Origin of the sequence: Sphaerisporangium flaviroseum (genome assembly GCF_039537005.1) — a bacterium.
GTDB classification, from domain to species: Bacteria; Actinomycetota; Actinomycetes; order Streptosporangiales; family Streptosporangiaceae; genus Sphaerisporangium; species Sphaerisporangium flaviroseum.
The window spans coordinates 1-24,969 of the sequence record NZ_BAAAZR010000057.1; the positions used below are offsets into that span (position 1 = coordinate 1).

The following is a 24,969-nucleotide window of genomic DNA, read 5'->3' on the forward strand; positions in this document are numbered from 1 at the left end:
GGGGGTGCACCCAGGAAAGCCATCCACACACGTGGATGGCTTTCCTGCGTTCCAGACCCCTTTTCCGCGGATCAGAGCCTTCCTGAGCGTCTAGACCTTCTTTCACGCTCCAGGCCCCCGCCCTTCTCCCAGCACCCGGTCGTTGGCCACCGCCTGCAACGGCTCGGCCTCCGACCCCCGACCCGGCGGGCTCCCGCCGGCAGCGGCGAGCAATCGATCAACAAGGCCCGGCCAGAAAGGGCCCCGACTCACCCACCCGCCCCAGGTCGCCCGCCGTACCACGGCGCCGGATTCACCGCCCCGCTTCCCGCCGCATCGGCGCCGCACCACACCACCCGGGCACCGGCGGTGATCCGCGCCCGCGGCCCGCCGACCAGAGCCTCAGCGAGCATGAGCCGGTGGAATGGTTCGGCAAGGAACCCATGGAATGGTTCGGCGAGAAGTGGCCCCGGCTCGCCCACCCACCCCCGGTTGCCCGCCGTTAGCACGGCGCCGGATTCAGTCCTTCGGCTCACGGCCAAGCAGCTCGTCACGGACGCAACCGCTCACCATGTAGACCGGAGAAACTATTTCGCTTACTTGTTGCTCAAGCATCCCAGTTTCCCTTTCGGATCTCTAATAGGATGCCGTTGATAGCCTCGTAATCCGGCTTATCAGGTAGGATGCTCGTGATGCGATCGAACTCGGCGAACTCCTGCTCGAACTTGTCGACGAGCGCTGAGGGCTCTAGCTCGCCGATAGCAAATAGCTCATCCCGGTTCTTCACTCGCACTGTTAGCGATCCGGTCTCCAATAACTCACGGCCTTGCTGGAGTAAGCGGAAGCAATGTCGGGCGTGTTTGGCGTAACGGTTCTTTGTGGCGCTACTAAAGCTGTCCTGGCGAGCATTGAGCTTGCGCGCCTGGCTGATGGCGTACCCGCCGTAGGATCGGTAGATGACGTTGCTCAGGAACTTGTGACGGTTGTCGACGAGCATCCGGGCGTGCTTGGTCAGCTGTGTGTATCCCTCCAGGTAAAGCATTTCCAGAATGGTCGGATTGCCCTTGAGCGCTAACCGAATAAACTTGTGTATCTCATGGTAGGTCACGTCGGGATTTGTGCGGTCGATAGTCTCGGCTGGAGGGAAGAGACCCAATACCTCCGAGGTTGGCGCAACATACACGCCCTTAATATCCGTATCGCTGGTCTCTGTGTCGAGCCCATACGCGCGAGATCCTGTGATGCCTTCTAAGATAACGTTCATCACGCCTCCAAACCATAAGCGCCGACCCTCACCGCTGAGCGAAAGGTCGGCGCTAATAATTTCGAGTTGTTCTCAGCGGTGATCATGCTCAAATTGTAAAGGAAGCTACATATATTGCAACAGGCACCGGTGGTGTGTTGCGGCGCCGAGGCGGCGGGAGGTTGACGCGGTGAATCCGGCGACGTGCTACGGCGGAGACCCCGGGTGGGCGGGTGAGCGGGGGGTCCATTCTTGCCGATCGCTTCCCGCGTTCATGCTCGCTGATGGTCGCCTCTCGGTTGATGCGGGCGCGGATCACATCCGGGTGTCTCGGCGGTGTCCGGTGTCAGTGTGGTGTGGAGGGCGTTGTGGGGGCTGACCTGGGCTGATGGGGCTTCTGACAATCGCTGCCGGTCTGTTACTCGGGCGGTTGGTTAAACACCGTGTTGAGATCACAGTGACGCGCTACGCTTCGCGATACTCATGGGGTAGATCTTCGCTGCAGGTGGCTGGTTGGTGCTAAAGGGTGTGAGGTCGTGGCCGGCAGGCATCGTAATCCGGACCCCCTTGGTTATGACGCCTGGGGCGGCGATCCCCCCGTACGATCCGATCCCCCCTCCCGGCTGCCAGGATTCGTAGAACGCGCGATGAACTCCATGAATGCCGTCAGCCCAATGGTGCGCGCCCGGCGCCAGGCCATCACGGCCGTCGCCCTGGGCGCCGTGCTGCTGGTGACGCTCGCCGGCGGGGCGTACGCGCTGATAACGCGAGGGGACTGTGGCGAGCGTCCGCGGTTGCGGGTCACGGCCTCGCCCGAGATCGGACCGGCGCTGGTCCGGATGGCAGAGCAGTACACGCGGGACGGCGGCTGTGCCGCGATATCCGTCGCCACCCGGAACTCCGCGGACGTGGCGGACCAGTTGGGTGCGCGGAAGAACGTCACAGATGTGTGGGTGCCCGAGGCGTCGGTGTGGTTGGACCTGGCGCGGGTGCAGGGCGGGGACAGGGCGGCGCTCTTGCCGGGCACGTCGATCGCTCATTCGCCGGTCATCATGGCGGTGAACCAGGAGACGGCCAAGAAGCTCGCGTCCCATCGCGGCGAACCCTCATGGACCCTGCTGATCCCCACCTCGGGAACCAAGAAGAAGCTGCCCAAGGCGTCCACCACCCTGCCGGCGCCCAGCAGGTTCGGGTCGGGCCTCGCGGCGCTCAGCGTATTGAACGCGGTGGTGGCCGATCGCCCAGACATGCTCAAGATCGTGCGGGGCATCACGGTGAACCTGAAACGGTCCGTCGTCTCCTCCGAGGAAGCGCTGTTCGACCTCGTCGGCCAAGCGCGCGGCGGAGAGGACCCCCTCGTCGTGCTCAGCGAGCAGGCCGTATGGCGGTACAACACCTCAGGCGCCGGCCAGCAGGCGGTCGGCCTGTACCCCAAGGAGGGGGCGATCTCCCTCGACTATCCATACGTGCCCTTGACCCGAGACCCGGTCCTACGCCAGGCGGCAGAGGATTTCCGGCAGGCGGTGCTCTCACCGGCGGGGCGTACGGTCCTGCAGTCGGCCGGTTTCCGCGACACCGCGGGCAAGGCCGGGTCCTCTCTGGACGCGCGCCACGGCGTGCGTCCAGCGCCCCCACGCGAGATCCCCGCGCCCGACACCGAAACCATGCTTCGCGTGCTGCTGTCGATGAAACTGCTGCTCGCCGACACCCGCACGCTGCTCCTGCTGGACATCAGCGATTCCATGGCGAAGAAGGTCCCAGGGCAGCAGGCGACCCGTATGCGGGCCACGGCCGACTTCGCCGAAGCGGGGATCCGCGCTCTGCCCAAGGGGAGCGACATCGGCCTGTGGGTGTTCTCCACGAAGCTCGACGGCGACAAGGACTACAAGGAGATCGTGCCGGTCGGCCCGCTGAAGGAACAGGCTCCGGAGGTCATCGAGGAACTCCGTAAGCTCCCCGGGCACACCCGTGGGGACGGCGGCCTGTACGACTCCGTGCTGGCGGCCTTCCGGTCGATGGCGAAGAACCAGGTCAAGGGGATGCTGAGCTCGGTCATCGTGTTCACCGACGGCAGGAACAAGGACCCCCGGGGCATCTCGCTCAACGAGCTCCTGGCCACGCTGCGCAGGGAGTTCACGCCCGCCCAGCCGGTCACCGTCACGCTGATCGGATACGGCGAGGGCGTCGACGCCAAGGAGTTGCGGCAGATCGCGGGGGTCACGAACGGGGCCGCCATGGTCGCGCAGACGTTCGACCAGGCGCGGCAGATCTTCCTTCAGGTCGTGTCCAACCGGGTCTGCGTGGACAGGGAGAGATGCGCCTCTCAGGAAGGCTGACCCCTCCGCAGGCCCGTTTCACCGCTGACCGCCCGCCCCGACTTCGCGGCGTGAGATCGCGCACGTTCGCCTGCGCGCCGGCAGGTGCACACTGGCGGGCAGAGCCGATTCGTGGTGCTGATCACCCGCTCGCACAGCCGTACGAGCTTCCGCGCTCCCGCGTACCGATCGGTGGTCGCACGCGCGCCTGCCGCCCTTCCATATCCCCCGTACGCCGGATGCCGCCGCAGCCGTAGTCTCTGGCCATGCCTATGGCTCACGGTCCCGTCGACCCCTTGGACAGCAGGCTCCTCACCACCATGCGCGCGCATCCCCGCATCGGCCTGACCGAGCTGGCCCGGCTCCTTGGAGTCGCCCGCGGCACGGTGCAGGCACGCGTGGACAAGCTCGTCGCGCGTGGCGTGATCGGAGATTTCGGACCGACCATCGTGCCAGCCGAGATGGGGTACCCCATCCTCGCGTTCGTTTCCCTGCAGATATCCCAGGGCAGGCTGGCGGAAGCCGTACAGGCGCTCGCGTCCGTCCCGGAGATCATCGAGGTGTACGGCACCAGCGGCCAGGCCGACCTCCTCTGCCGGGTGGTCGCGCAGAGCACGGCACATCTTCAGGAGATCATCGCCAGGGTGCTGGCGTCACCGGCCGTCCAGCGGACCGACACCACCATCGCGCTGTCGACGCAGGTCCCCTACCGGATCGAACCCCTGCTCCACGCCGCCGCCCATCCGGATGCGATCTGATGTAAGTGCAGCAGAGAACTGAGCTCCCGGCGTCGATCTTGCCGGACCTTCCACCTGTGGATGCACAGGTCCCGTTCTTCTGTGGAGGGTCCGCCCACTCTCGTTCTCCTGGGGTGGTGCGGCGGCATGGTTGGGGTCAGGGCTGGAATGGTGTGAGGTCTTGCTGGTGGGGAGGACGGCAGATCCGAGGGGAAGGACGACCGGCCAGAATGAGCCTCGGCTCGCCCACCCGCCCTTGGTTCCTCGCCGTAGACGGCGCCGGATTCACCGCCCCGCGTCCCGCCGCGTCGGCGCCGCAACACACCACCGGGACACCGGGGGTGATGCGCCGGATTCACCGCGACACCTCCCGCCGTGTCGGCGCGAAACACGCCACCCGTGCTCCGGAGGTGATCGGCGCCAGCATCGCCCGCGACCCGAGCATCAGCGAGCATGATCCGGGAGGTTGGTCGGCAAGAATGGGCCCCGGCTCGCCCACCCGCCCCTGGTTCCTCGCCGTACTACGGCGCCGAATTCACCGCCCCGCGTCCCGCCGCGTCGGCGCCGCAAGTCACGGCCCGGGCACCGGAAGTGATTCGTGCCCGTCCCCTCGACCACACCACCAAGACCTCACCACAATCCATCCCTGTGGCCGCCTTCAAGATCCGTGCTGGCGATCGTGTCTCGTCGCGATGGGCTCGCGGCCGGTAGTCCCCGTTCCATGCGGGACTTCCCAACCGGCGCCCGGTAGACCTTTAGCCGGCGCCGATGCGGCGGGACGCGGGACGGTGAATCCGGCGCCGTAGTGTGGCGGGAAACCTGGGGTGGGTGGGCGAGCCGGGGCCTATGCTCGCCGAACCATTCCAATGGGTTCCTCGCCGAACCATTCCACGGGTTCATGCCCACTAAGGCTCAAGTCGACGGGCCGAGGGCGCGGATCACCTCCGGTACCCGGGTCGTGTGTCACGGCGCCGATGCGGCGAGACGCGGGACGGTGAATCCGGCGCCGTAGTGTGGCGGGAAACCTGGGGTGGGTGGGCGAGCCGGGGCCTATGCTCGCCGAACCATTCCAATGGGTTCCTCGCCGAACCGTTCCACGGGTTCATGCCCACTAAGGCTCAAGTCGACGGGCCGAGGGCGCGGATCACCTCCGGTACCCGGGTTGTGTGTCACGGTGCCGATGCGGCGGGACGCGGGGTGGTGAATCCGGCGCCGTTGTGCGGCGGGGAACGGGGGGTGGGTGGGCAAGTCGGGGCCTATGCTCGCCGAACCATTCCACGGGTTCATGCCCGGTGATCTTGATCTTTCCACGTTCATGCTGGTTACGGGTTCATGTCGGCTACGGGCTGACCGTTGCCCGTCCCGATCGTCTGTCCAGTCGACGGGCAGGCGTGTGGTCGCCGTTCGGTAGGTGGGGGCGCGGGGGCTCGTGTTGCTGTGCGGAATGACCAGCGTTTCTCCGCTGAGAGGGCCGCATCCTGGGAGATATGACTACCTAAAGCACTCACTCTTGCCAGCAAAAGGCGCTATTGCTGATAGTTCTGACATGTTCGAAGAAGCCCAGTACTTCGCTCCGGTGGCAACCCGGGACGACGGTTCCGTCGTGGTCGAGCTCGCCGCGAACCACCCGGGCGTCGCGGACCCGGTCTACCGTGAGCGTCGCAACGCCATCGCCGCTCTCGCCCTGAACCACACTCCCGGCGAGCCGATCCCCGAGGCCGCCTACACCGAGCGGGAGCACGAGGTGTGGGCGCTGGTCTCCCGGGAGCTTGCGATCAAGCACCGGAAGTACGCGGCCGGGGAGTACCTCCGCGGCTACGAGCGCCTCGGCCTTCCCCAGGACCGCATTCCGCAGCTCCAGGAGGTCGGTGACCTCCTCGAACCGCTCACCGGGTTCCGTTACCTTCCGGCCGCCGGGCTCGTGCCGCTGCGTGACTTCTACGGCGTTCTGGCCGACGGCCTGTTCCACTCGACCCAGTACATCCGCCATCACTCGGTGCCGTTCTACACTCCGGAACCCGACGTGATCCACGAGGTCATCGGGCACGCCAACGCGCTGGCGTCCGACCGGTTCGCCCGGCTCTACCGGCTGGCCGGTGCCGCCGCCCGCCGGGTGGAGACGGATGCGGCTCTGGAGTTCATCTCGAAGGTGTTCTGGTTCACGATGGAGTTCGGCGTGCTCGCGGAGAACGGTGAAGACCGCGCCTACGGAGCGGGCATCCTGTCGTCCTATGGCGAGATCGAGGAGTTCCGCGGCATGGACATCCTCCCGCTCGACCTGGCCGTGATGGGCACCACCAGCTACGACATCACGAAATATCAGGATGTGCTGTTCCGGGCGGAGTCGATGAGCCACCTGGAGGACGTGGTCGGCACCTTCTGGGCGACCTGCGACGACGAGACCATCTCCCGCATCGTCACCGACAAGGCGGCGGCCAAGAGCGTGGTCTGACCGACCTGCCAACAGCAAACCCAACGGCCTGCGCGCGCGGGGTCAGGTCGGGGTGACCAGGCGGTAGCCGACTCCGCGTACCGTCTGGATCAGCTGGTCCTCGTGGTCCCCGAGTCGTGCGCGCAGGCGCTTGACGTGCACCGCGATGGTGTTCGTCGACATGCCGTCCGCCGCGTGCCACACATGGTGCATGATCTGTTCCCGCGTCACCGTGCGGTCGGCGTGGCGCATCAGGTAGTGCAGCAACTCGAACTCGCGTAGCGGAAGGTGCACGGGGATCCCGGCGACCCGGACCTGGTAGGCGCCCGGGTCGAGCATGACGCCGCCCACCGTCAGGGCGCCTCGCGAGCCGGCGTTGCTGGGGAAGGCCGCCTGCACCAGTGGCAGCAACTCCGGCACGCGGTACGGCCGGGCCACACAGGCCGTCGCTCCGGCGGCCAGCGCCTGGACGGCCTGCTCCGCGTGGCCCTCGCCCACGCCCAGCAGCACGGGCACGGCTCGCGCCAGCCGTACCGCGCGCACGAAGTCGACCGGCCCGATGACGGGCAGGGAGGCGCTGACGAGGACCACGTCGGGCCGTAGAGCACCGGCCTGCAGGAGCGCTTGTGCGCCGTCGGCGGCTCCGGCCACGAAGACACCCTCGCGCTCCAGCGCCGCGGCCAGCTCGCTGACCATGTCGGCGTCGGGGTCGGCGACCAGCAGCATGGGCGCCGACCTCGTGTCCCCGTCCACTGCGGGTGCCGCCTGCGGCTGGATCACACCATCTCCTTATAAACCGGATACACCGGGCATCCGAGGTGCTCTTCTACCAACCGGTCATCCAAATCGTCCGGTGATGTAGTCCTCGGTCGCCTTCTGGGTCGGGTTGGTGAAGATCTTGGACGTCTCGTCCATCTCGACCAGCCTGCCCGGCTGGCCCTGGCCCGCCAGGTTGAAGAACGCCGTCCTGTCGCTGACGCGCGCCGCCTGCTGCATGTTGTGGGTCACGATGACGATCGTGTAGTCGTTCTTGAGCTTGGCGATCAGGTCCTCGATGGCCAGCGTCGAGATCGGGTCGAGGGCGGAGCACGGCTCGTCCATGAGCAGGACGGCCGGGTTGATGGCGATGGCCCGTGCGATGCACAGGCGCTGCTGCTGACCGCCGGACAGCCCCGAGCCGGGCTTGTTGAGGCGGTCCTTGACCTCGTTCCAGAGGTTGGCGTCCTTCAGGGAGCTCTCGACGACGCCCTCGGTCTCGGACCGGGAGACCCGGCCGCTGAGACGCAGACCCGCGGCGACGTTGTCGAAGATCGACATGGTCGGGAACGGGTTCGGCCGCTGGAAGACCATGCCGACCGTACGGCGAACGGAGACGGGGTCCACGTCCGTGCCGTACAGGTCTTGATCCTCCAGCATGATCTTCCCCTCGACACGGGCACCCGGGATGACCTCGTGCATGCGGTTCAGCGTGCGCAGGAACGTCGACTTGCCGCAACCGGAAGGACCGATGAAAGCGGTGACCGAGCGGGGCTCGATCGTCATCGTGATGCCCTCGATCGCCTTGTGCGACCCATAGTACGCGTCGAGGTCCGCGACCTCGATCTGCTTGGCCATTGTCGATAACCCCTTATCGGCCCTTGGCGGGCGAACGCCACCACGTGATGAGGCGTGCCACCAGGTTGAGCAGCATGACGATCAGGATGAGCGTGAGCGCTCCGGCCCACGCCCGGTCGACCGCGGTGACGTTCGGCCGCTGTGCCTGGTCGAAGACGTACAGCGGAAGGCCCATCTGCGGGCCCTTGAACGGGTCCGAGTTGATGGAGTCGGTGATGAACACCGTGAGCAGCAGCGGTGCGGTCTCGCCCGCGACACGGGCGATGGCCAGCATGATGCCGGTCACGATGCCGGTGAACGCCGTGGGAAGCACGATGCGCGCGATCGTCTTCCACTTGGGCACGCCCAGGGCGTAGGAGGCCTCGCGTAGCTCGTTCGGCACGAGGCGGAGCATCTCCTCGGACGCGCGGACCACCGTGGGCATCATCAGGATCGACAGCGCGAGCGCTCCGGCGAAGCCTGAATAGCCGAGTCCGAGCACCAGCACCCAGAACGCCAAGATGAACAGACCGGCCACCACAGATGGGATGCCGGTCATGACGTCCACGAAGAAGCTGATGGTGCGAGCGAGCCGGCGGCCCTCGCCGTACTCCACGAGGTAGATGGCGGTGAGCAGGCCGATCGGCACCGAGATCAGCGTGGCCAGCCCGACCTGCTCCAGCGTGCCGAGGACGGCGTGGTAGGCGCCACCCCCGGCGTCGCGCGGGCCGATGTTGCGCATCGAGTGCGTCAGGAACTCGGCGTCGAAGCGGGCGGCGCCGTTCTTCACCACCAGCCAGAGGACCGAGACGAGGGGCACGACCGCCACGGCGAAGGCCAGCCACACGAGGCTCTGGACGATGCGGTTCTTCAGCCGCCGGTTGAACGAGACCGGGGCGATGACACTGGGCGACATGGTCACGCGGCGGCCCCCGAGTACTCCTTGCGGCGGGCGATGATCAGCCGTGCCGCCATGTTCACGATCAGAGTGATCACGAACAGCACGAGTCCGGAGGCGATCAGCGCGCCCTGCCCGATGGGGGTCGCCTCTCCGAACCCGTTGGCGATGTTGGCGGCGATGCTGTTGCCGTTGGCGGAGAGCACCTGCAGCGTGATCGTGAAGGTGGCGGGGAAGATGAGCGCCACCGCGATCGTCTCGCCCATGGCCCGCCCGAGGCCGAGCATGGCCGCGCTGATGACGCCGGCGCGCCCGAACGGGAGCACCGACATCCTGATCATCTCCCAGCGGGTGGCGCCGAGGGCCAGCGAAGCCTCCTCCAGCATCGTGGGCGCCTGGAGGAACACCTCACGCGAGATCGCCGCGATGATCGGCAGGATCATGATGGCGAGCACGATCGAGCCGGTGAGGATCGACTTGCCGTAGACCGCGTCTCCCGCGAACAGCGGGATCCACCCGAAGTAGGTGTTGAGGAACTCCGAGGGGCCCTTCATGAACGGGATCAGGAAGATCACGCCCCACAGGCCGTAGACGACGCTGGGGACGGCCGCCAGCAGGTCGATGACGTAGCCGAGGATGCCGGCGAGCCGGCGCGGGGCGTAGTGCGAGATGAACAGCGCGACCCCGATCGCGATCGGCAAGGCCATGATCAGTGCCAGGAGGGAGCTGATCACGGTGCCGAACGCCAGCGCCGCGATGCCGAAGACGGGCTCGGTGGCGTTCGGGGTCCAGACCTTCTCGGTGAGGAAGCGCGAGGTGTTGGCCTGGAGGGCGGGAACGGCCTTCACGATGAGGAAGACCGCGATCGCCGCCATGATGACGAGCAACAGGATGCCGGCGCCGGTCGTCGCGAACCGGAAGAGCCCTTCACCGCGACTGCGCCGGAAGGCGGACCGGCCCATGGCCGGCCCGCCTTCGCGTGTACGAAGTGACGTGGCCATTGAGTTAGGAGATCGCCTCGACGGCCGTGCGGACCTTGGCGACCAGGGTGGCCGGCAGGGGTGCGTAGCCGAGACCGGTCAGCGCGGTCTGGCCCGCCTCGCTCGCGGTGTAGGTGAGGAAGGACTTGACCAGCTTGGTGTCCTCGGGGGTGAGCCCCTTCTCACAGGTGATCTCGTAGGTCACAAGGACGATCGGGTAGGCGCCCGGGGCCTTGGTGGCGTAGTCGATCGACAGCTTCAGGTCGTTGCCGCTGCCCTCGACCTTGGCGGCCTCGACGGTCTTGGCCGCGCTCTCCGGGGTCAGTTCGACGAACTCACCCGAGCCGTTGGCGACCTTGACCTTGCTCAGTCCGGAGTTCTCCGCGAAGGAAAGCTCCACGTAGCTGATCGCGCCCTCGGCGCCCTTGACGGCCTGCGCGATGCCGTCGGACCCCTTGGCGCCCTGGCCCTTGGCCTCGGCGGGGAACGCCTTGGCGGGCTCGTACGGCCAGTCGGCCGTGGCCTTGAGGAACTTGGTGAAGTTGTCACTGGTGCCCGACTCGTCCGAGCGGTGGAACGCCTGGATGGGGGTCGAGGGCAGCTTGGCGTCGGGGTTGTCCTTCTTGATCGCCGCGTCGTCCCACTTGGTGATCTTGCTGCTGAAGATGCCACCAATGGTCGCCGGCGAAAGCTGAAGGCTGTCCACGCCCGGGAGGTTGTAGACGACCGCGACCGGGCCGATCACCATGGGAAGGTTGATCGCCTTACCGGTCTTGCAACGCGCGTCGGCCTGGGCGGGCTCGCCCTTGTCCTCCTTGAGCGCCGAGTCGGAACCGGCGAAGGCGATGGTGCCCTGGATGAAGGACTGGACCCCCGCACCGGAGCCGCTGGGCTGGTAGTTGATGCTCACGCCAGGGTTGGACGACTGGAACGCCTTCTTCCACTCGGCGATCGCGTTGGCCTGAGCCGAGGAGCCGGCGGCGTTGATCGTGCCGCTGAGGCCACCTCCCGCACTGGCGGCGGGCGCCGACGCTGCGCCGGTGCCTCCCGAATTGTTATCTGTGCCGCACGCGGCGAGCGAGAGCACGCCGGCAATGGCGGCTACGGCGAGCCGGCCTGCATACTTCACGGTTCTTGTCCTCCCACGTGGTTCTCTCAACGGGTAGGACGCTAGGTAGTCAAGGTGACGTAAAGCCCGGTTAAAGGTGAACGAGGAATGAACGGGCCAGGTCGCTCTCGTTGTCGACGCTTACGCCTTATCGCCGCGACCTGACCCATCACACGCGACTGTGCCCTTACGGACAGTGACGAACAGGCGGATCTGCCGTAGCGTCAGTGGCACGACGGGCGAGGAGGGTCGGCGTGCTTCCAGGATTCGGTGTACTTCCAGGATGCGGTAACTGCAGTTGCTACCTCGACGACCGGGTCATATCCCGGCCGCCGGACGAACGCTGACGACCAAGGGCCCGGTCTCCTTGAGGCCGGGCTCGCGCTTTCAGTCGCCGAGGCGCTTGAGCACCTCGGCGTGCAGGGTGGGGTTGGCGCAGACCATGCTGCCGCCGTCGACGTCGGGTGTGCCGGACAGGTCGGTCCAGACACCGCCGGCCTCTTCGACGATCACGGTCAGGGCGGCCATGTCCCACGCGGACAGATCGGGCTCGGCGGAGATGTCGACCGCGCCCTCGGCCACCATCATGTGCGACCAGAAGTCGCCGTACGCGCGGGTGCGCCAGACGGCCCTGCCGAGGTCGAGGAACTCGTCGAGGCGCCCGCGCTCCTCCCAGCCGCCGAAACTCGAGTAGGAGAACGACGCGTCCTGCAGGCGGCTCACGGAGGAGACGTGGCAGCGGGTGGCCTTGGTGAGGCTGCGCCCGGTCCACGCGCCGCCGTCACGGGCGGCCCACCAGCGGCGGCCCAGCGCCGGAGCCGAGACCACGCCGACCACGACCCTCCCGTGTTCCATGAGCGCGATGAGGGTGGCCCACACGGGGACGCCCCGCACGTAGTTCTTGGTGCCGTCGATCGGGTCGACGATCCAGCAACGGGTGCCGTACCCGCTGGTCTTGCCCATCTCCTCGCCCACGACCGCGTCACGTGGCCGGGCGCGCCGCAGTGTGCCGCGGATGGTCTCCTCCACGGCCCGGTCGGCGTCGCTCACCGGGGTGAGATCAGGTTTGGTGTCGACCCGCAGGTCGACGGCCTTGAACCGGCGCATGGTCAGATCATCGGCGCTGTCTGCCATCATGTGCGCCAGGCGCAGGTCGTCGCTATAGCCCGTCACAGGGACAAACGCTATCGTGCCCGCGCCGCTTTCAGCAGTCCCGCATCGCGCTTGGGTCAGGCGCCGTCCGGGTGGGGTGCCGGGTCGTCTTCCGGAGCGCCGTCGCGGCTGGCCAGGAGGCGCCGGAGCGACTCCAGGCTCCTCGCGTCGGCGTGACCCTCGGCCACCCAGGCGTCCAGCGAGCACTCGCCGCCCCGGTGGCTGCAGCCCTTCGGGCAGTGGACGGTGCCCTCGGACAGGGCCGGGAAGGCGGCCAGCACGTTGTCGATCGAGACGTGCCCGAGGCCGAAGCTGCGCACGCCGGGGGTGTCGATGATCCAGCCCCCGCCGGGAAGCTCGAGCGCGACGGCGGAGCTGGAGGTGTGGCGGCCGCGCCCCGTGACGGCGTTCACGTGGGACACCGCCCGCCCGGCGTCCGGCACCAGGGCGTTCACCAGGGTGGACTTGCCGACCCCGGAGTGGCCGACGAGCACGCTCAGCCGGTCGTTCAGCCGGGACCGCACCTCGGCGAGGTCACCGCCCTTCTCCACCACGATGTAGGGCACGCCGAGGGGCTCGTAATGGGAGACGAGGTCGTCCGGTGCCGCCAGGTCGGCCTTGGTGAGGCAGAGCAGCGGCTCGATGTCGGCGTCGAAGGCGGCGACCAGCATGCGGTCGATCATCCTCGGCCTTGGCGGAGGGTCGGCCAGCGCGGTGACGATCACGAGCTGGTCGGCGTTGGCGACGATGGGACGCTCGACCTCGTCGGTGTCGTCGGCGCTGCGCCGCAGCATCGAGGTGCGCGGCTCCAGCCGGACTATACGCGCGAGCGTGTCGGGCCGCCCTGAGGTGTCCCCGACCAGGCTGACGCGGTCTCCGACCACGATGCCCTTGCGGCCGAGCTCGCGGGCGCGCATCGCCATAACCGGGCGCGCCGCTTCCCTGCGCTCCCTGGCGCCGCGGCCGCCGGCCGCGCCGGGCACCTCGGCCACATCGTCGCCCACCAGGCATGTGTAGCGGCCACGGTCGACCGCCACGACGAACGCCGCGACGGCGTCCTCGTGCGCTGGACGGCGTCTGGTCCTCGGCCGGGACCCCTTGCCCGGCCGGACCCGCACGTCATCCTCGTCGTACTCCCGTTTTCTCAGCGGGCTTCCCCCAACATCAGCGCCCACATGCGGGCGAACTCGGGGAGGGTCTTGGCGGTGGTGGCGATGTCCTCCACCTGGACCCCCGGGACGGTGAGGCCGATCACCGCTCCGGCGGTGGCCATGCGGTGGTCGGCGTAGCTGTGGAAGACCCCGGCGCGCAGCGGACGCGGCCTGATCACCAGGCCGTCGCCGGTCTCGCTCACGTCTCCGCCCAGCCGGTTGATCTCGGTGGCCAGCGCGGCGAGCCGGTCGGTCTCGTGCCCCCTCAGGTGGGCGACGCCGCGCAGCGTGCTCGGAGAGCCGGCCAGCGCGGCCAGGGCGGCGATCACCGGGGTCAGCTCCCCGACGTCGTGCAGGTCGGCGTCGATGCCGTCGACGCGCCCCCCGCCGGTGAGCCTCAGCCCTTCGGGGACGCGCGTGACGGTCGCGCCCATGCGGGGCAGCAACTCGCGCAGAGCGTCGCCCGGCTGCGTGGTCTCCTGCGGCCAGCCGGGGATCGTGACGGTTCCCCCGGTGACCATGGCCGCGGCCAGGAACGGCGCGGCGTTGGACAGGTCGGGCTCGACGGTGAGATCGCGGGCCGCGATCGGGCCCGGCTCCACCCGCCAGACGTCCCGCTCGCCATCGTCGACGCGCACTCCCGCGCTGCGGAGCATGCGCACGGTCATCTCTATGTGGGGCATGGAGGGCACGGGGGGGCCGTTGTGCCGCACGGTCACGCCCTTGTCGAAGCGCGCGGCGGCCAGGAGCAGCCCGGAGACGAGCTGCGAGGAGGCGGAGGCGTCGAGCGTGACCTCGCCCCCCGAGAGCGGCCCTCGGATCGTGAACGGCAGCGCGTCGCCGACGACCTCGGCGCCCAGGGTGCGCAGGGCGGAGAGGAGCGGGCCCATCGGCCGCTTGCGTGCGTGCGGGTCGCCGTCGAAGGCCACCTCGCCGTCGGCGAGCGCCGCCATCGGCGGGACGAACCTCATGACGGTGCCGGCGAGGCCCACGTCGATCGACGCCCCGCCGCGGACCGGGCCGGGGACGACGTGCCAGTCGACGCCGGACACGCTCTCGTCCGAGGGGATCAGCTCAGACCCCAGCGACCGCAGGGCCGCGACCATCAGGTCGGCGTCGCGGCTGCGCAGCGCCCGTCGTACCTCGCCGGGGCCGTCGGCCAGCGCGGCGAGCAGAAGGGCGCGGTTGGTCACCGACTTGGACCCGGGCAGCGGGACCGTCGCGTCGACGGGCGCCGTCGCCTCAGGCGCGGGCCACAAGGGAGCTGACATAGCTCTGAGCCTACCGGGACCCTCCCGGAAATCCCCCGCGCAGAGGGGCCGCGCCACTCGCGATGGTGCGGCAGTCTATGAGCATGTGCGGGAGATACGCCTCAACGAAGAAGCGCCAGGAACTGCTGGAGGAGTTCGACATCGGGCTGGACGCGACGCCCGACGAGCTTCCCCCGGACTACAACGTCGCCCCTACCAAGAAGGTCTACGCCGTGCTCACACGCCCCCACGAGCCGGCGAAGGGCGAGGAGGGGGACGGGAAGGCCGAGCCCACCAGGCAGCTCCGCGTGCTGAAGTGGGGGCTGGTGCCCAGCTGGGCCAAGGATCCCTCCGTCGGCTCGCGCATGATCAACGCACGGGTGGAGACGCTGGCAGAGAAGCCCTCGTTCCGCAGGGCCCTGGCGCAGCGCAGGTGCCTGCTGCCCGCCGACGGCTACTACGAGTGGTACAGGGCCGACAAGAAGAGCAAGCAGCCCTACTTCATCCACCCCTCTGACGGCGGGCTGATGGCGATGGCCGGGCTGTACGAGTTCTGGAAGGACCCCACCCGCGCGGACGACGACCCGCTGAAGTGGCTCGTCACCTGCACGGTCATCACCACGACCGCCGAGGACTCGCTCGGGCACATCCACGACCGCATGCCCGTGGTCGTCGCGCGCGACAGGTGGGCCGACTGGCTGGACCCCGGGCACACCGAGCCCGGCAAGGTGCTCGACCTGCTGAACACGGGACGCCCGAGCGGGCTCGCCGCCTATCCGGTGTCGAGCGAGGTCAACAGCGTCAGGAACAACGGACCCCACCTGCTGGAGCCCGAAAGCCCCGAGACCGCGCTCTCCTGAGCGCCCGAGGGCGGATCCGCCTCCGGGAAGGGTCTTTCCGTAGCGGGGCACGTTCCGGAAAGGGCGGGATGGGAAAAGGCCGAGTCACATCGGTGTAAGACCCCGTCCGAATGGGCATCCGGTGAGGAAAGCGATGCCTCATCAACTCAGAGTCACCGCCCTGATGACATTCCTTACAGGCAGGCGGGAGTTCCGGGGGATCCCGTCGATGCCCTTACGCAATCTTCCCGGAGGTGCGGATTCGTGGACGACGCGACCGCTCGGGCTCAACTGGAAAGCATGCTGGCCGAACTGGACCGGTCGATCATGGTGCTGAGGGGTGATCCCGTCGCCGTGGGCGACCGCTCGGCGGCGGACGCGGGATCCGACCTCACCGACGCCGACCGCGCCCAGGCCATGATCGACGTGGCGACGCGGCAGCGCACGGCGGTGGTCGAGGCCCTCAAGCGACTGGACGCCGGCGTCTACGGCGAGTGCGTGGACTGCGGGAAACCCGTCCCGGAGGGCCGCCTCGCGGCACGCCCGGAGGCCGCCCGCTGTGTCCAGTGCCAATCCGAACGGGAGCGCCGCCGCTGACGGGCGCCGCTCTCGTCGCCCGCCGCGTACGTCCGGCCGTGCACGCCCTCGTGCGTAGGGTCATGCACGCCCGCGGCGGGTGGCACGCGTGCCCGGAGGGTTACTCGGGCCTGCGGGCACTGGCCACCAGGTGGATGCCGACCGTGTCGTCGTCATCGGGGTGCGCCTCCAGCTCCGTACGGACGAGCCAGTTGAGCGCCCGGGTGTCGGCGGCCAGGACGTGGTCCACCGTCGAGGGCGACAGCACCGTGCGCGGCCGTACCCACTCCACCTCCAGGCCGGCGTCCGCCAGCAGCTCGCGGAGCTGGGCGCTGGTGAAGCAGCGGGTGATGCTCCCGTCCGGCCACGGCACGAGCATCACCTCACCGGTGCCCGTCTGACACAGGTGGGCCCAGTAGTTCTGCTCGGCCATGATCGCCATGCCGAGCACGAGCGAGTCGACGCAGGCGAGCACGCGCCCGCCCGGCTTCAGCACCCGTACGACGTCTTCCACGGTCGACTCGGCCATCAGCTCCAGTGACAGCACGCGCTCCTCGGCGATCACCGCGTCCACGGAGGCGTCGGGCAGGAAGCCGAGATCGTCGGCACGGACCCTGCGAATCCTGTTCGAGGCGTCCCGCAGCCAGGGATCGGCGGGACGCCGGAAGTCGACCACCTCGATGACGTGGTGGCCGGCGCCGGCCGCCTGCGAGGGCCAGCGCCCTCGCCCGCCGGACAGGTCGAGGAGCAGGCAGGGCCGCCGGGGCAGCCACCGTCTCAGCTGCTCGGCGACGACGGCGTGGTAGAAGGTCCAGTACGGCCCGAGTGCGCCTGAGCCGTTCAGTTCGTTGGCTGGGATGGGCAGCACAAGTGGCTCCTGGACGGGTCGGGGCTCCGGGCATCGCTACCAGCCGGTACGTATCTTTTTCCCCGTACCGGGTCGTTCGTCACCTTCTAGTTACCGGGAACAGATGCTATGCCTCGTGTGTTGCAGACGCGTGTAAACACGCGAGGAGGTTCCGTCCCATGCTGATGGCCGAGGTCGGTGATCGGACGGTCGGGCACAAGCCGGTATTCTCGGCTGTGTACGGCACGTATAAGGGGGTGGGTTCGGTCTCCAAGACAGCCGAGGAGACTCTGGAGCAGCGCAGCGAGCGGTTCGAGCGCGACGCAATGCCGTACCTCGACCAGCTCTACTCCGCCGCACTCCGGATGACCAGAAATCCCGCGGATGCGGAGGACCTGCTTCAGGACACCTTCGCCAAGGCCTTCGGGTCCTTCCACCAGTTCCAGGAAGGCACCAACCTCAAGGCCTGGCTCTACCGCATCCTCACGAACACCTTCATCAACACCTATCGCAAGAAGCAGCGGGAGCCCAAGCAGTCCGGCACCGAGGACATCGAAGACTGGCAGCTCGCGCGTGCGGAGTCGCACACGTCGGCCGGTCTGAAGTCCGCCGAGGCCGAGGCGCTGGAGCACCTGCCCGACAGTGATATCAAGGATGCGCTGGCCGCGCTTCCAGAAGATTTCCGTATGGCGGTTTATCTGGCCGATGTCGAGGGGTTCCCCTACAAGGAGATCGCCGACATCATGGGCACCCCCATCGGGACGGTGATGTCCCGTCTGCACCGGGGGCGGCGGCAGCTGCGGACGCAACTCGAGGATTACGCACGCGGACGCGGGCTTGTGCGATCGGAGGACCCGTCGTGACGGAGCGCGGCGACATTGGTCGAACATCATTTGTACGAGGCGGTCGTGGATGCGGCGCCGGCGCGCTCGCGAGGTGTTGGGCATGAGCTGTGGCAAGCCGCATGACACCGACTGCAAGGAAGTCCTCGACAAGGTGTACACCTTTCTCGACGGCGAGCTGGACGCCCGGCGCCGGTCGGATATAAGGGAGCATCTCGACGAGTGCGGGCCCTGCCTGGAGGAATACGGCCTGGAACAGGTCGTCAAGCAACTGGTCGCCAAGCACTGCGGATGCGACACCGCGCCGGACGAACTGCGTTCCAAGGTGCTCAAGCGCATCGCGGCCGTCCGGGCCCAGCTCGCCTCGGAGTGACCTGCGGGGAGATCCCCTAGGATGCCGGGATGCGGCTACTCGTAACCGGCGGTGCCGGGTTCATCGGATCGACCCTTGTGGACCGGCTGCTGGCCGACGGGCACGAGGTCGCCGTGGTGGACGACCTGTCGTCGGGCGACCGCGACAACCTCAGCGCCGCCGCGGCCGGCCCGGGGTTCCGGTTGCACGAGATGGACATCAGAAACCCCGCGCTGAACGGGCTGATGGCCGAGTGGCGGCCCGAGGTCGTGTGCCATCTCGCGGCGCAGATCAGCGTCCGCGCGAGTGTGGCCGATCCCGTGTTCGACGCCCGGCTCAACGTCGAGGGCACGGTCAACGTCCTCGAGTCCGCGCGCGCCGCCGGTGCCAGGAAGGTCCTCTACGCCTCCTCCGTCGCGGTGTACGGCCGGCCCGCCGTGATCCCCGTGCCCGGAGACGCGGTCACCGACGCCCGCTCGCCGTACGCCGCCTCCAAGCTCAGCGGCGAGGTCTACCTCTCGATGTACCGCGCGCTGCACGGCCTCGATTACACCACCTTGGTCCTGTCGAACGTCTTCGGCCCGCGCCAGTCGCCGGTCGGCGAGGCGGGGGTCGTGTCGATCTTCACCGACGCGCTGCTGCGCGGCGAGCCGACCGTCGTCTACGGCGACGGATCCCAGACCCGCGACTACATCTACGTCGACGACGTCGTGGACGGATTCGTCCGCGCCTGCGGCCAGCGAGGCGGCGGGGGCAGGTTCAACCTCGGTACGGGCGTGCAGACGACCGACCGCGAGCTGCACTCCCTCATCGCCGCCGCCGCCGGGGCGCCCGACCGGCCGAGGTCCGAGCCCGCGCGCCTGGGGGACCTGCCCGCCATGGCGGTCGACCCCGCCCCGGCGCTCGCCGGTCTCGGCTGGCGCCCGCGCACCGACCTTCTCACGGGTCTGAAGGCCACGGTCGAATGGGCCAGATCGCGTTAGCTCCGGGTAGTGGTTTGATTACGCTTTGGATGCGATTCTTCGACTTCCCGTACGGCTCACCTCGGTTTCTGTAGCCTGAAGCCGGATTCGATGGGGAGGCGGCACATGGTGAAGGCAATGGCCACACGCATGGTGGCGGCCATAGGGCTCAGCGCTCCGGGATGGGGTCTCGGGCTGCTGGCTCTGGCGGTTCTCCTGGGGGGCGCGATCGAAGTGCCCTCGGGGATCTCCTGGACCTGAGCGCGTGCCCGTGACGGCCCTAGGCGGCGGCTGTGCGTGATCTACCTTGGCCGGCGAAGGTCTACCTCGTACTGATCGTCGGGGTGGCCGCGGCACTGATCGGGCGGGGGTTCCTCTTCCCAGGGACCCCCACGGGCCTGGGCGCGGCCGAGTGGCCCACGCTGCTCGTCCTGGCCCTGCTGTTCCTGGTCTGCGAGTCGGTTCCGACGTTGCTCAACGTCGAGCAGGCGGCGATGTCGGTCAGCTTCTCGGCGGCGCTGGCCGCGGTGGTCCTGGTGGGCGATGTGGGCGCGGCGCTGGTCGGGGCGACCGCCGTACTGAGCGTGCGGCCTGGCCTCGCGGTGCACAAGCGTCTGTTCAACGGGGCGCAGTTCGCCATCTGCGGCTACGTGGCCGGGCAGGTCTTCCACTGGCTCGGGGGCCACCCCGGCGTGCCGGCCGACCACCGGTTCACCGACATGCTCGGCCCCTTCATGGGCGCGGCGGCGGTGTTCGTGCCGCTCAACTTCGTGCTGTTCGCGGTCATGCTGTCGCTGGTGGGCGGGCTCCACATGGACGAGGTCCCCCTGCGCGGGCTCGTCCAGTTCCTGGTGTCCTACCTCGGTTACGCCACCTTCGGGCTGCTGATCGCCGGGCTGTGGGCCACCGTCCAGTCGATCTCGGCGGTGCTGGTGCTGCTGCCGTTGTTCGTCGCGCGATGGGCCTTCGGCCAATACCTGGCCCAGCAGCGGTCGTACGACGCGACGATCGCCGCCCTGTGCCAGGCGGTGGAGACCAAGGACTACTACACCCGGGGCCACTGCACGCGCGTCTCCAGCGCCTCGACCATGATCGCGCAGGAGATCGGCATGGGCCCTGAACGCACGCGCGCCATCGGCTACGCCGGGATGCTGCACGACGTCGGCAAGCTCGGCGTCCCGACGAAGGTCCTGCAGAAGGAGGGCCGCCTGACCGAAGAGGAGTACGCCGCGATCCAGCTCCATCCCATGCGCGGCCTGGAGATCGTGCGCGGCATCGACTTCCTCGACGAGGCGTTCGCCGGCATCATGCACCACCACGAGCGTCAGGACGGCAAGGGCTATCCCATGGGGCTGGCCGGCGCCGAGATCCCCGAGTTCGCCCGCGTCATCGCGGTCGCCGACGCCTTCGACTCCATGACCTCCGACCGCGCCTACCGCAAGGCCAAGTCGATCGAGGAGGCGACGGCCGAGCTCCGCAAGGGAGCCGGCACGCAGTTCGACCCCGTCATGGTCGGCGCCTTCATCCGGGCCGTGAACCGGCGAGGCTGGGATCCCCCCGGCAAGGTCCCCGCCCCCCAGGACGACGAGGTCGTCGAGACCGCGGCCAAGGACCACGACGACCCCACCATGCCGATCGAAGTGGTGTCGGAGCGGTGACCATCGCGACCCGGCCCCTGCAAGGGCTCGACTCCGGACAGCTGCTGCTGATCTGCGCGGCCGGCATGGTGACCATCGCCGGCGTCGCCCACACGGCCGCGGTGGGGCTCCTCGACCCCCAGATCGCGATCGCGTTCGGCGTGCTGGTGGCGGCCGGGGAGCTCGCCCGGCTCACCATGCCGGGAAACCGTGAGGTCGCCCCCATCGGGGCCGCCGCCGCCCTCGGATACACCTTGCTCCTCGACGTGGGCGGTGAGCCGACGCGGCATTCCGCGCTCCAGGTGGTCGCGGTCATGGCGGCGGGCATGGCCGTGGGCGCGCTGCCCCATCTCGCGGTCGGCAGGCCACCGCAACTCGACGCGATCGCGCGCCGGCTGCTGTCGGGGGCCCTGCTCGCCTTCGCCTACCGGCCCCTCGCCTCGACGCTCTACGCCACCACGACCGGCGCCGGCAGGGACACCTGGTGGGTGGTGCTCGGTGTGATGGCCGTGCTGATCACGGCGATGCTGACGGCCGACGTGGTCATCGCCGCCGTGCTCCGCGCCGAGCAGGTGCGCACGGCCTTCCACGTGGCCGTCCGCGACGAGCTGCGCATGGCCGCGCCGCTCGGCGCCGCCGTCGCCGCGTCCGGCACCCTGCTGGCCCTGGCCTCGCACAGCATGAACCTCGCCGCCCTCGTCGTGTTCGCGGCGCCGCTGCTCGTCACCCAGGTGGCCTTCCGCAAGTACGCCGGCATCCGTGCCACCTATCTCCAGACCGTCCGGGCGCTCGCCCGCGTCACGGAGGTGGGTGGGTACGTCGAGCCGGGGCACTCGCGCCGGGTCAGCCGCCTGTCCCTCGCGATCGGCCGGGAGCTCGGCATGGCAGAGCCCGAGCTGCTGGAGCTCGAGTACGCCGCGCTGATGCACGACATCGGCCAGCTGTCCCTGCGCGACCCCATTCCCGGCGGCGCCACCGTGCTCACCGATCGCGAGCAGGCCCGCAGCATCGCGGAGCTGGGGGCGGAGGTCATCAAGAAGACCGGAGTGCTCGACCGGGTGGCCGAGATCGTGCGCCGCCAGGGCGACCCGTTCACCGGCCCCGACCTGCCGCCGCCGGCCAGCCGCATCATCAAGGCGGCCAACGCCTACGACGACCTGGTCGGGGGCTCGACCGACCGCGACCGCGCGGCCGCGGCGCTGGAGCGGCTGCGTCTCGACGGCGGCGACGAGTACGATCCCGCGGTGGTGGAGGCGATGGCCAAGGTCATCGACCGCCAGACGCCCTTCAACCGCCTCTGACCTCCTCGTCGAGCCGGCTTCCCGGCACGCCGCGTCCCTGCTGAGGCATCGGCGGGGCTCGATGGGGGAACGGTCTTCCCGCTACGTGCCGTTGTGGACTTCCTACAGACGTGACACGGGGGATCGGTGGTTTCGCGCGAGGGGTCCGGCGTGGCTCGGGCCATAAGGTGTGAACCGTCGAAGGGAGTGCGGCCGGTGTTCGAGAGCGTTCTGGTGGCCAATCGCGGGGAGATCGCGCGGCGGATCGTCCGCACGGTGAGAGCCATGGGCCTGCGGGCCATCGTGGTGCACTCCGAGGCCGACGCCGATCTTCCATTCGTCCTGGAGGCCGACGAGGCCTTCCTGCTCGGCCCCTCGGCCCCGGCCCACAGCTACCTCGACACCGCCAAGGTGCTCGAGGCATGCCGCGTGACGGGCGCGCAGGCCGTTCACCCGGGCTACGGATTCCTCGCCGAGAACGCCGCCTTCGCCCAAGCCGTCATCGACGCGGGCCTTGTGTGGATCGGGCCTTCTCCGGATGCGATCGAGCGCATGGGCGACAAGATCAACGCTCGGAACCTCATGGAGCGGGCCGGGGTTCCGGTGGCCGCGGGCACCCGGGAGTCGGTGACCGACCTGGCGCGGGCCCGCATCGCGGCGGCCGAGATCGGCTACCCCGTCATGGTCAAGGCCGCGGGCGGCGGTGGCGGCATCGGCATGGGCGTCGCCCACGACGAGGCCGGGCTCACCAAGGCGTACGAAACGGCCGCCCGTGCGGCGGAGCGCTTCGGCGGCGGCACGGGCGGCGACCCCGAAGGCGCGTCCCGGGGGCCGGCGATCCTGCTGGAGCGCTACATCGAGCGCGCACGCCATGTCGAGGTGCAGATCCTGGGCCTGGCCGACGGCACCGTCGTCGCGCTGGGCGAGCGCGACTGCTCGGTCCAGCGGCGCCACCAGAAGGTCGTGGAGGAGTCCCCCTCTCCCGGTGTCACCCCCGAGCTGCGCGAACGCATGCTGGCCGCCGCCGTGCGGGCCGGAGAGGCGGTCGGCTACCGCGGCGCGGGCACCGTCGAGTGCCTCGTGGACGCCGACGCACAGGACTTCGTGTTCCTTGAGATGAACACGCGGCTCCAGGTGGAGCATCCGGTGACCGAGCTCGTCACCGGCGTCGACCTCGTGCGGCAGCAGCTGCTGATCGCGGCGGGAGAGCCCGCCGACTTCCCCACGGCCTCACCCGAGCATCCGGTCGAGGTCACCGGGCACGCCATCGAGCTTCGGGTGTACGCAGAGGATCCCAAACGGTTCTTCCCCGGACCCGGCAAGATCGACGTCTGGGAGGAGCCGTCCGGGCCCGGTGTCCGCGTCGACTCCGGATACGTCGCGGGGAACACCGTCACGCCGTTCTACGACCCGCTGATGGCCAAGCTGTGCGTTCACGGAGCCGACCGCGAGGAGGCGCTGGCGAGGGCCCGCGAGGCCGTGGCGGCGTTCCGCGTCGAAGGGCCGAAGAACAACCTGCCGTTCTGCGCCGAACTGCTGGAGAACGCCGAGTTCACCGGTGGTGACTACGACACCGGGCTGGTCGCCCGCATGCGTGCGTGAGGTCAGAGGGGCCGCAGGCCATCGCCGATGAGCACCGTTCGGGTGCGACGATGAGCACGACCCTTCTGGCACAGTTGGATCATTGATTGAGGGGAGTTCCGGTGGCGGAAGTACGTGCCGAGATGGTGGCGAACGTCTGGAAGATCGTCGCAAGTGAGGGCGACAGCATCAGTGAGGGCGACACGCTGGTCATCCTCGAGTCGATGAAGATGGAGATCCCGGTGCTCGCCGAGGACTCGGGCGTCCTGACCCAGCTCAAGGTGGCCGAAGGCGACGTCATCCAGGAGGGTGACCTGATCGCGGTCATCGAATGAGCCCGGGAACCGGCCACGGCCGGACGGGGCTCTGGGTCAGCGGGTGAGGCCTGAGAGGAAGCGGTCGCGGTCGACGATCACGCGTTCGATGGTCGCGGTGGCCACGGTGCGCACCCTGTCCCTGGCGACGACCTCGAAGACCAGGCGTCGTCCGTCCACCTCGACCAGCTCCGCGGACACCTCCACATGCGTGCCGACGGGGCTCGCCGCGCGGTGCTCCAGTGTCACCTTGGTCCCGACCGACGTCTGGCCGGGGGCCAGGTGGCCGTGCACGGCGCGCATGGTGGTGGCCTCCGCGACCGCCAGGAGGCGCGGAGTTCCCAGCACGGGAACATCGCCGCTCCCCATCTTGATCGCGGTGTCGCTCCTCTCGACCATGATGAGAACCTCGGCACGCATCCCCGGCTCGATCGTCATGGGCGCAAGCCTAAGGCGACGGCCCGCCGTCGAAGTACGACGGGCGACGGCCCGCCGTCCAGGTACGACGGGCGACGGCCCGCCGTCCAGGTACGACGGGAACAGGCGGACCGGCCGCTACGGTACGCGACCAGGCGGTCCGCCGACCGCCATCCCGTTCGCGCTGTCTCGCACCACCTTCGCCGGTTGGCGGCCTTGGCGGGGAACGATGCAATACGCTTTCTCGCGTGAGCCCTTATTGCGACCACTGCGGGCGTCTTGAAGGAGACCACGATCACTCCGCGTGCCAGGCCGCGCGGCTCATGGAGCCACCTCGCTACTGCCCGGATTGCCGACGCCGGCTGGTCGTGCAGGTGACGCCGCGGGGTTGGTCCGCCCGCTGCGGAGAACACGGTGTGACGGCCTGCTGACAGGCAGGCGTGAACCCTGGGACCACCAGGATTTTGTGACCACGGCGTGACCTG

General features: G+C 68.8%; 25 protein-coding genes. 14 read left to right on the forward strand and 11 right to left on the reverse strand.

Translation table 11 applies throughout. The features are described from left to right. Positions 1 to 586: 586 nt before the first annotated feature. Positions 587 to 1,243 carry a nucleotidyltransferase domain-containing protein gene (locus tag ABD810_RS38190; protein WP_344952741.1) on the reverse strand — a complete coding sequence of 219 codons (657 nt, stop codon included), beginning with the start codon at positions 1,241 to 1,243 and terminating at the stop codon, positions 587 to 589. A 626-nt stretch (positions 1,244 to 1,869) separates the two neighbouring features. Between ABD810_RS38190 and ABD810_RS38195 the strand changes: the two genes are divergently transcribed. From ABD810_RS38195 to ABD810_RS38205, 3 genes are all read left to right on the forward strand, one after another. Beyond that, complete coding sequence (locus tag ABD810_RS38195; RefSeq protein ID WP_344952660.1) at positions 1,870 to 3,558, forward strand: substrate-binding and VWA domain-containing protein; 1,689 nt, start codon at positions 1,870 to 1,872, stop codon at positions 3,556 to 3,558. A 251-nt stretch (positions 3,559 to 3,809) separates the two neighbouring features. After that, positions 3,810 to 4,295 carry an Lrp/AsnC family transcriptional regulator gene (locus ABD810_RS38200; RefSeq protein ID WP_344952662.1) on the forward strand — a complete coding sequence of 162 codons (486 nt, stop codon included), beginning with the start codon at positions 3,810 to 3,812 and terminating at the stop codon, positions 4,293 to 4,295. Positions 4,296 to 5,820: 1,525 nt separating this feature from the next. Beyond that, on the forward strand, positions 5,821 to 6,726 hold the full coding sequence (locus ABD810_RS38205) for a phenylalanine 4-monooxygenase (RefSeq protein ID WP_344952665.1): 906 nt from the start codon (positions 5,821 to 5,823) through the stop codon (positions 6,724 to 6,726). A 42-nt stretch (positions 6,727 to 6,768) separates the two neighbouring features. Here the strand turns inward: ABD810_RS38205 and ABD810_RS38210 are convergent, their stop codons facing one another. The 8 genes from ABD810_RS38210 to aroA all read right to left on the reverse strand — a co-directional run bounded on the left by ABD810_RS38210 (position 6,769) and on the right by aroA (position 14,858). After that, entirely contained in the window at positions 6,769 to 7,485 is a 717-nt protein-coding gene (locus tag ABD810_RS38210) for a response regulator transcription factor (RefSeq protein WP_344952667.1), read from the reverse strand. A gap of 57 nt (positions 7,486 to 7,542) precedes the next feature. Next, a complete protein-coding gene (pstB, locus tag ABD810_RS38215; RefSeq protein ID WP_344952669.1) occupies positions 7,543 to 8,319 on the reverse strand; it encodes a phosphate ABC transporter ATP-binding protein PstB in 777 nt (258 codons plus the stop codon). A 13-nt stretch (positions 8,320 to 8,332) separates the two neighbouring features. Continuing rightward, positions 8,333 to 9,214, reverse strand: coding sequence for a phosphate ABC transporter permease PstA (pstA, locus tag ABD810_RS38220; protein ID WP_344952743.1), 882 nt, complete (start codon positions 9,212 to 9,214; stop codon positions 8,333 to 8,335). A gap of 2 nt (positions 9,215 to 9,216) precedes the next feature. Further along, positions 9,217 to 10,158, reverse strand: a complete 942-nt coding sequence (gene pstC, locus ABD810_RS38225; protein ID WP_344952671.1) for a phosphate ABC transporter permease subunit PstC — start codon at positions 10,156 to 10,158, stop codon at positions 9,217 to 9,219. Positions 10,159 to 10,201: 43 nt separating this feature from the next. Continuing rightward, complete coding sequence (gene pstS, locus ABD810_RS38230; RefSeq protein WP_344952673.1) at positions 10,202 to 11,305, reverse strand: phosphate ABC transporter substrate-binding protein PstS; 1,104 nt, start codon at positions 11,303 to 11,305, stop codon at positions 10,202 to 10,204. Positions 11,306 to 11,671: 366 nt separating this feature from the next. Continuing rightward, positions 11,672 to 12,457, reverse strand: coding sequence for a histidinol-phosphatase (hisN, locus tag ABD810_RS38235; RefSeq protein WP_344952675.1), 786 nt, complete (start codon positions 12,455 to 12,457; stop codon positions 11,672 to 11,674). 56 nt (positions 12,458 to 12,513) lie between these two features. Beyond that, positions 12,514 to 13,554 carry a ribosome small subunit-dependent GTPase A gene (gene rsgA, locus ABD810_RS38240; RefSeq protein WP_344952677.1) on the reverse strand — a complete coding sequence of 347 codons (1,041 nt, stop codon included), beginning with the start codon at positions 13,552 to 13,554 and terminating at the stop codon, positions 12,514 to 12,516. Positions 13,555 to 13,580: 26 nt separating this feature from the next. Further along, on the reverse strand, positions 13,581 to 14,858 hold the full coding sequence (gene aroA, locus ABD810_RS38245) for a 3-phosphoshikimate 1-carboxyvinyltransferase (RefSeq protein WP_344952679.1): 1,278 nt from the start codon (positions 14,856 to 14,858) through the stop codon (positions 13,581 to 13,583). 77 nt (positions 14,859 to 14,935) lie between these two features. Between aroA and ABD810_RS38250 the strand changes: the two genes are divergently transcribed. Beyond that, positions 14,936 to 15,697, forward strand: coding sequence for an SOS response-associated peptidase (locus ABD810_RS38250; protein WP_344952681.1), 762 nt, complete (start codon positions 14,936 to 14,938; stop codon positions 15,695 to 15,697). 243 nt (positions 15,698 to 15,940) lie between these two features. Continuing rightward, positions 15,941 to 16,273, forward strand: coding sequence for a TraR/DksA family transcriptional regulator (locus ABD810_RS38255; RefSeq protein ID WP_344952683.1), 333 nt, complete (start codon positions 15,941 to 15,943; stop codon positions 16,271 to 16,273). Between the two features lie 100 nt (positions 16,274 to 16,373). Here the strand turns inward: ABD810_RS38255 and ABD810_RS38260 are convergent, their stop codons facing one another. Further along, positions 16,374 to 17,120 carry a class I SAM-dependent methyltransferase gene (locus ABD810_RS38260; protein ID WP_344952685.1) on the reverse strand — a complete coding sequence of 249 codons (747 nt, stop codon included), beginning with the start codon at positions 17,118 to 17,120 and terminating at the stop codon, positions 16,374 to 16,376. A gap of 236 nt (positions 17,121 to 17,356) precedes the next feature. On the opposite strand from ABD810_RS38260, the gene ABD810_RS38265 reads away from it, so the two are divergent. From ABD810_RS38265 to ABD810_RS38300, 8 genes are all read left to right on the forward strand, one after another. Beyond that, positions 17,357 to 17,962: a sigma-70 family RNA polymerase sigma factor gene (locus ABD810_RS38265; protein ID WP_425567038.1), complete on the forward strand. Its 606-nt coding sequence runs from the start codon at positions 17,357 to 17,359 to the stop codon at positions 17,960 to 17,962. Between the two features lie 82 nt (positions 17,963 to 18,044). Next, complete coding sequence (gene rsrA / locus ABD810_RS38270; RefSeq protein WP_344952687.1) at positions 18,045 to 18,314, forward strand: mycothiol system anti-sigma-R factor; 270 nt, start codon at positions 18,045 to 18,047, stop codon at positions 18,312 to 18,314. A 29-nt stretch (positions 18,315 to 18,343) separates the two neighbouring features. After that, the gene (locus ABD810_RS38275; RefSeq protein WP_344952689.1) at positions 18,344 to 19,276 is read left to right on the forward strand and encodes an NAD-dependent epimerase/dehydratase family protein; all 933 of its coding nucleotides are present in this window, start codon (positions 18,344 to 18,346) and stop codon (positions 19,274 to 19,276) included. A gap of 117 nt (positions 19,277 to 19,393) precedes the next feature. Further along, positions 19,394 to 19,516, forward strand: a complete 123-nt coding sequence (locus ABD810_RS38280) for a hypothetical protein (protein WP_344952691.1) — start codon at positions 19,394 to 19,396, stop codon at positions 19,514 to 19,516. Positions 19,517 to 19,548: 32 nt separating this feature from the next. After that, entirely contained in the window at positions 19,549 to 20,913 is a 1,365-nt protein-coding gene (locus ABD810_RS38285; RefSeq protein ID WP_344952693.1) for an HD-GYP domain-containing protein, read from the forward strand. Beyond that, positions 20,910 to 22,193 (forward strand): HD-GYP domain-containing protein, encoded by a 1,284-nt coding sequence (locus ABD810_RS38290; RefSeq protein ID WP_344952695.1) that lies wholly within the window; start codon positions 20,910 to 20,912, stop codon positions 22,191 to 22,193. Before ABD810_RS38285 ends, ABD810_RS38290 begins: the two co-directional genes overlap by 4 nt. A gap of 195 nt (positions 22,194 to 22,388) precedes the next feature. After that, on the forward strand, positions 22,389 to 23,774 hold the full coding sequence (locus ABD810_RS38295) for an acetyl-CoA carboxylase biotin carboxylase subunit (RefSeq protein WP_344952697.1): 1,386 nt from the start codon (positions 22,389 to 22,391) through the stop codon (positions 23,772 to 23,774). A 101-nt stretch (positions 23,775 to 23,875) separates the two neighbouring features. Beyond that, on the forward strand, positions 23,876 to 24,088 hold the full coding sequence (locus tag ABD810_RS38300; protein ID WP_344952699.1) for a biotin/lipoyl-binding carrier protein: 213 nt from the start codon (positions 23,876 to 23,878) through the stop codon (positions 24,086 to 24,088). A gap of 36 nt (positions 24,089 to 24,124) precedes the next feature. On the opposite strand, the gene ABD810_RS38305 is transcribed toward ABD810_RS38300, so the two are convergent. Then, positions 24,125 to 24,505 (reverse strand): thioesterase family protein, encoded by a 381-nt coding sequence (locus tag ABD810_RS38305; protein WP_344952701.1) that lies wholly within the window; start codon positions 24,503 to 24,505, stop codon positions 24,125 to 24,127. A 227-nt stretch (positions 24,506 to 24,732) separates the two neighbouring features. On the opposite strand from ABD810_RS38305, the gene bsaP reads away from it, so the two are divergent. Beyond that, positions 24,733 to 24,915: a biotin synthase auxiliary protein BsaP gene (gene bsaP, locus ABD810_RS41300; RefSeq protein ID WP_486387635.1), complete on the forward strand. Its 183-nt coding sequence runs from the start codon at positions 24,733 to 24,735 to the stop codon at positions 24,913 to 24,915. Positions 24,916 to 24,969 lie beyond the last annotated feature (54 nt).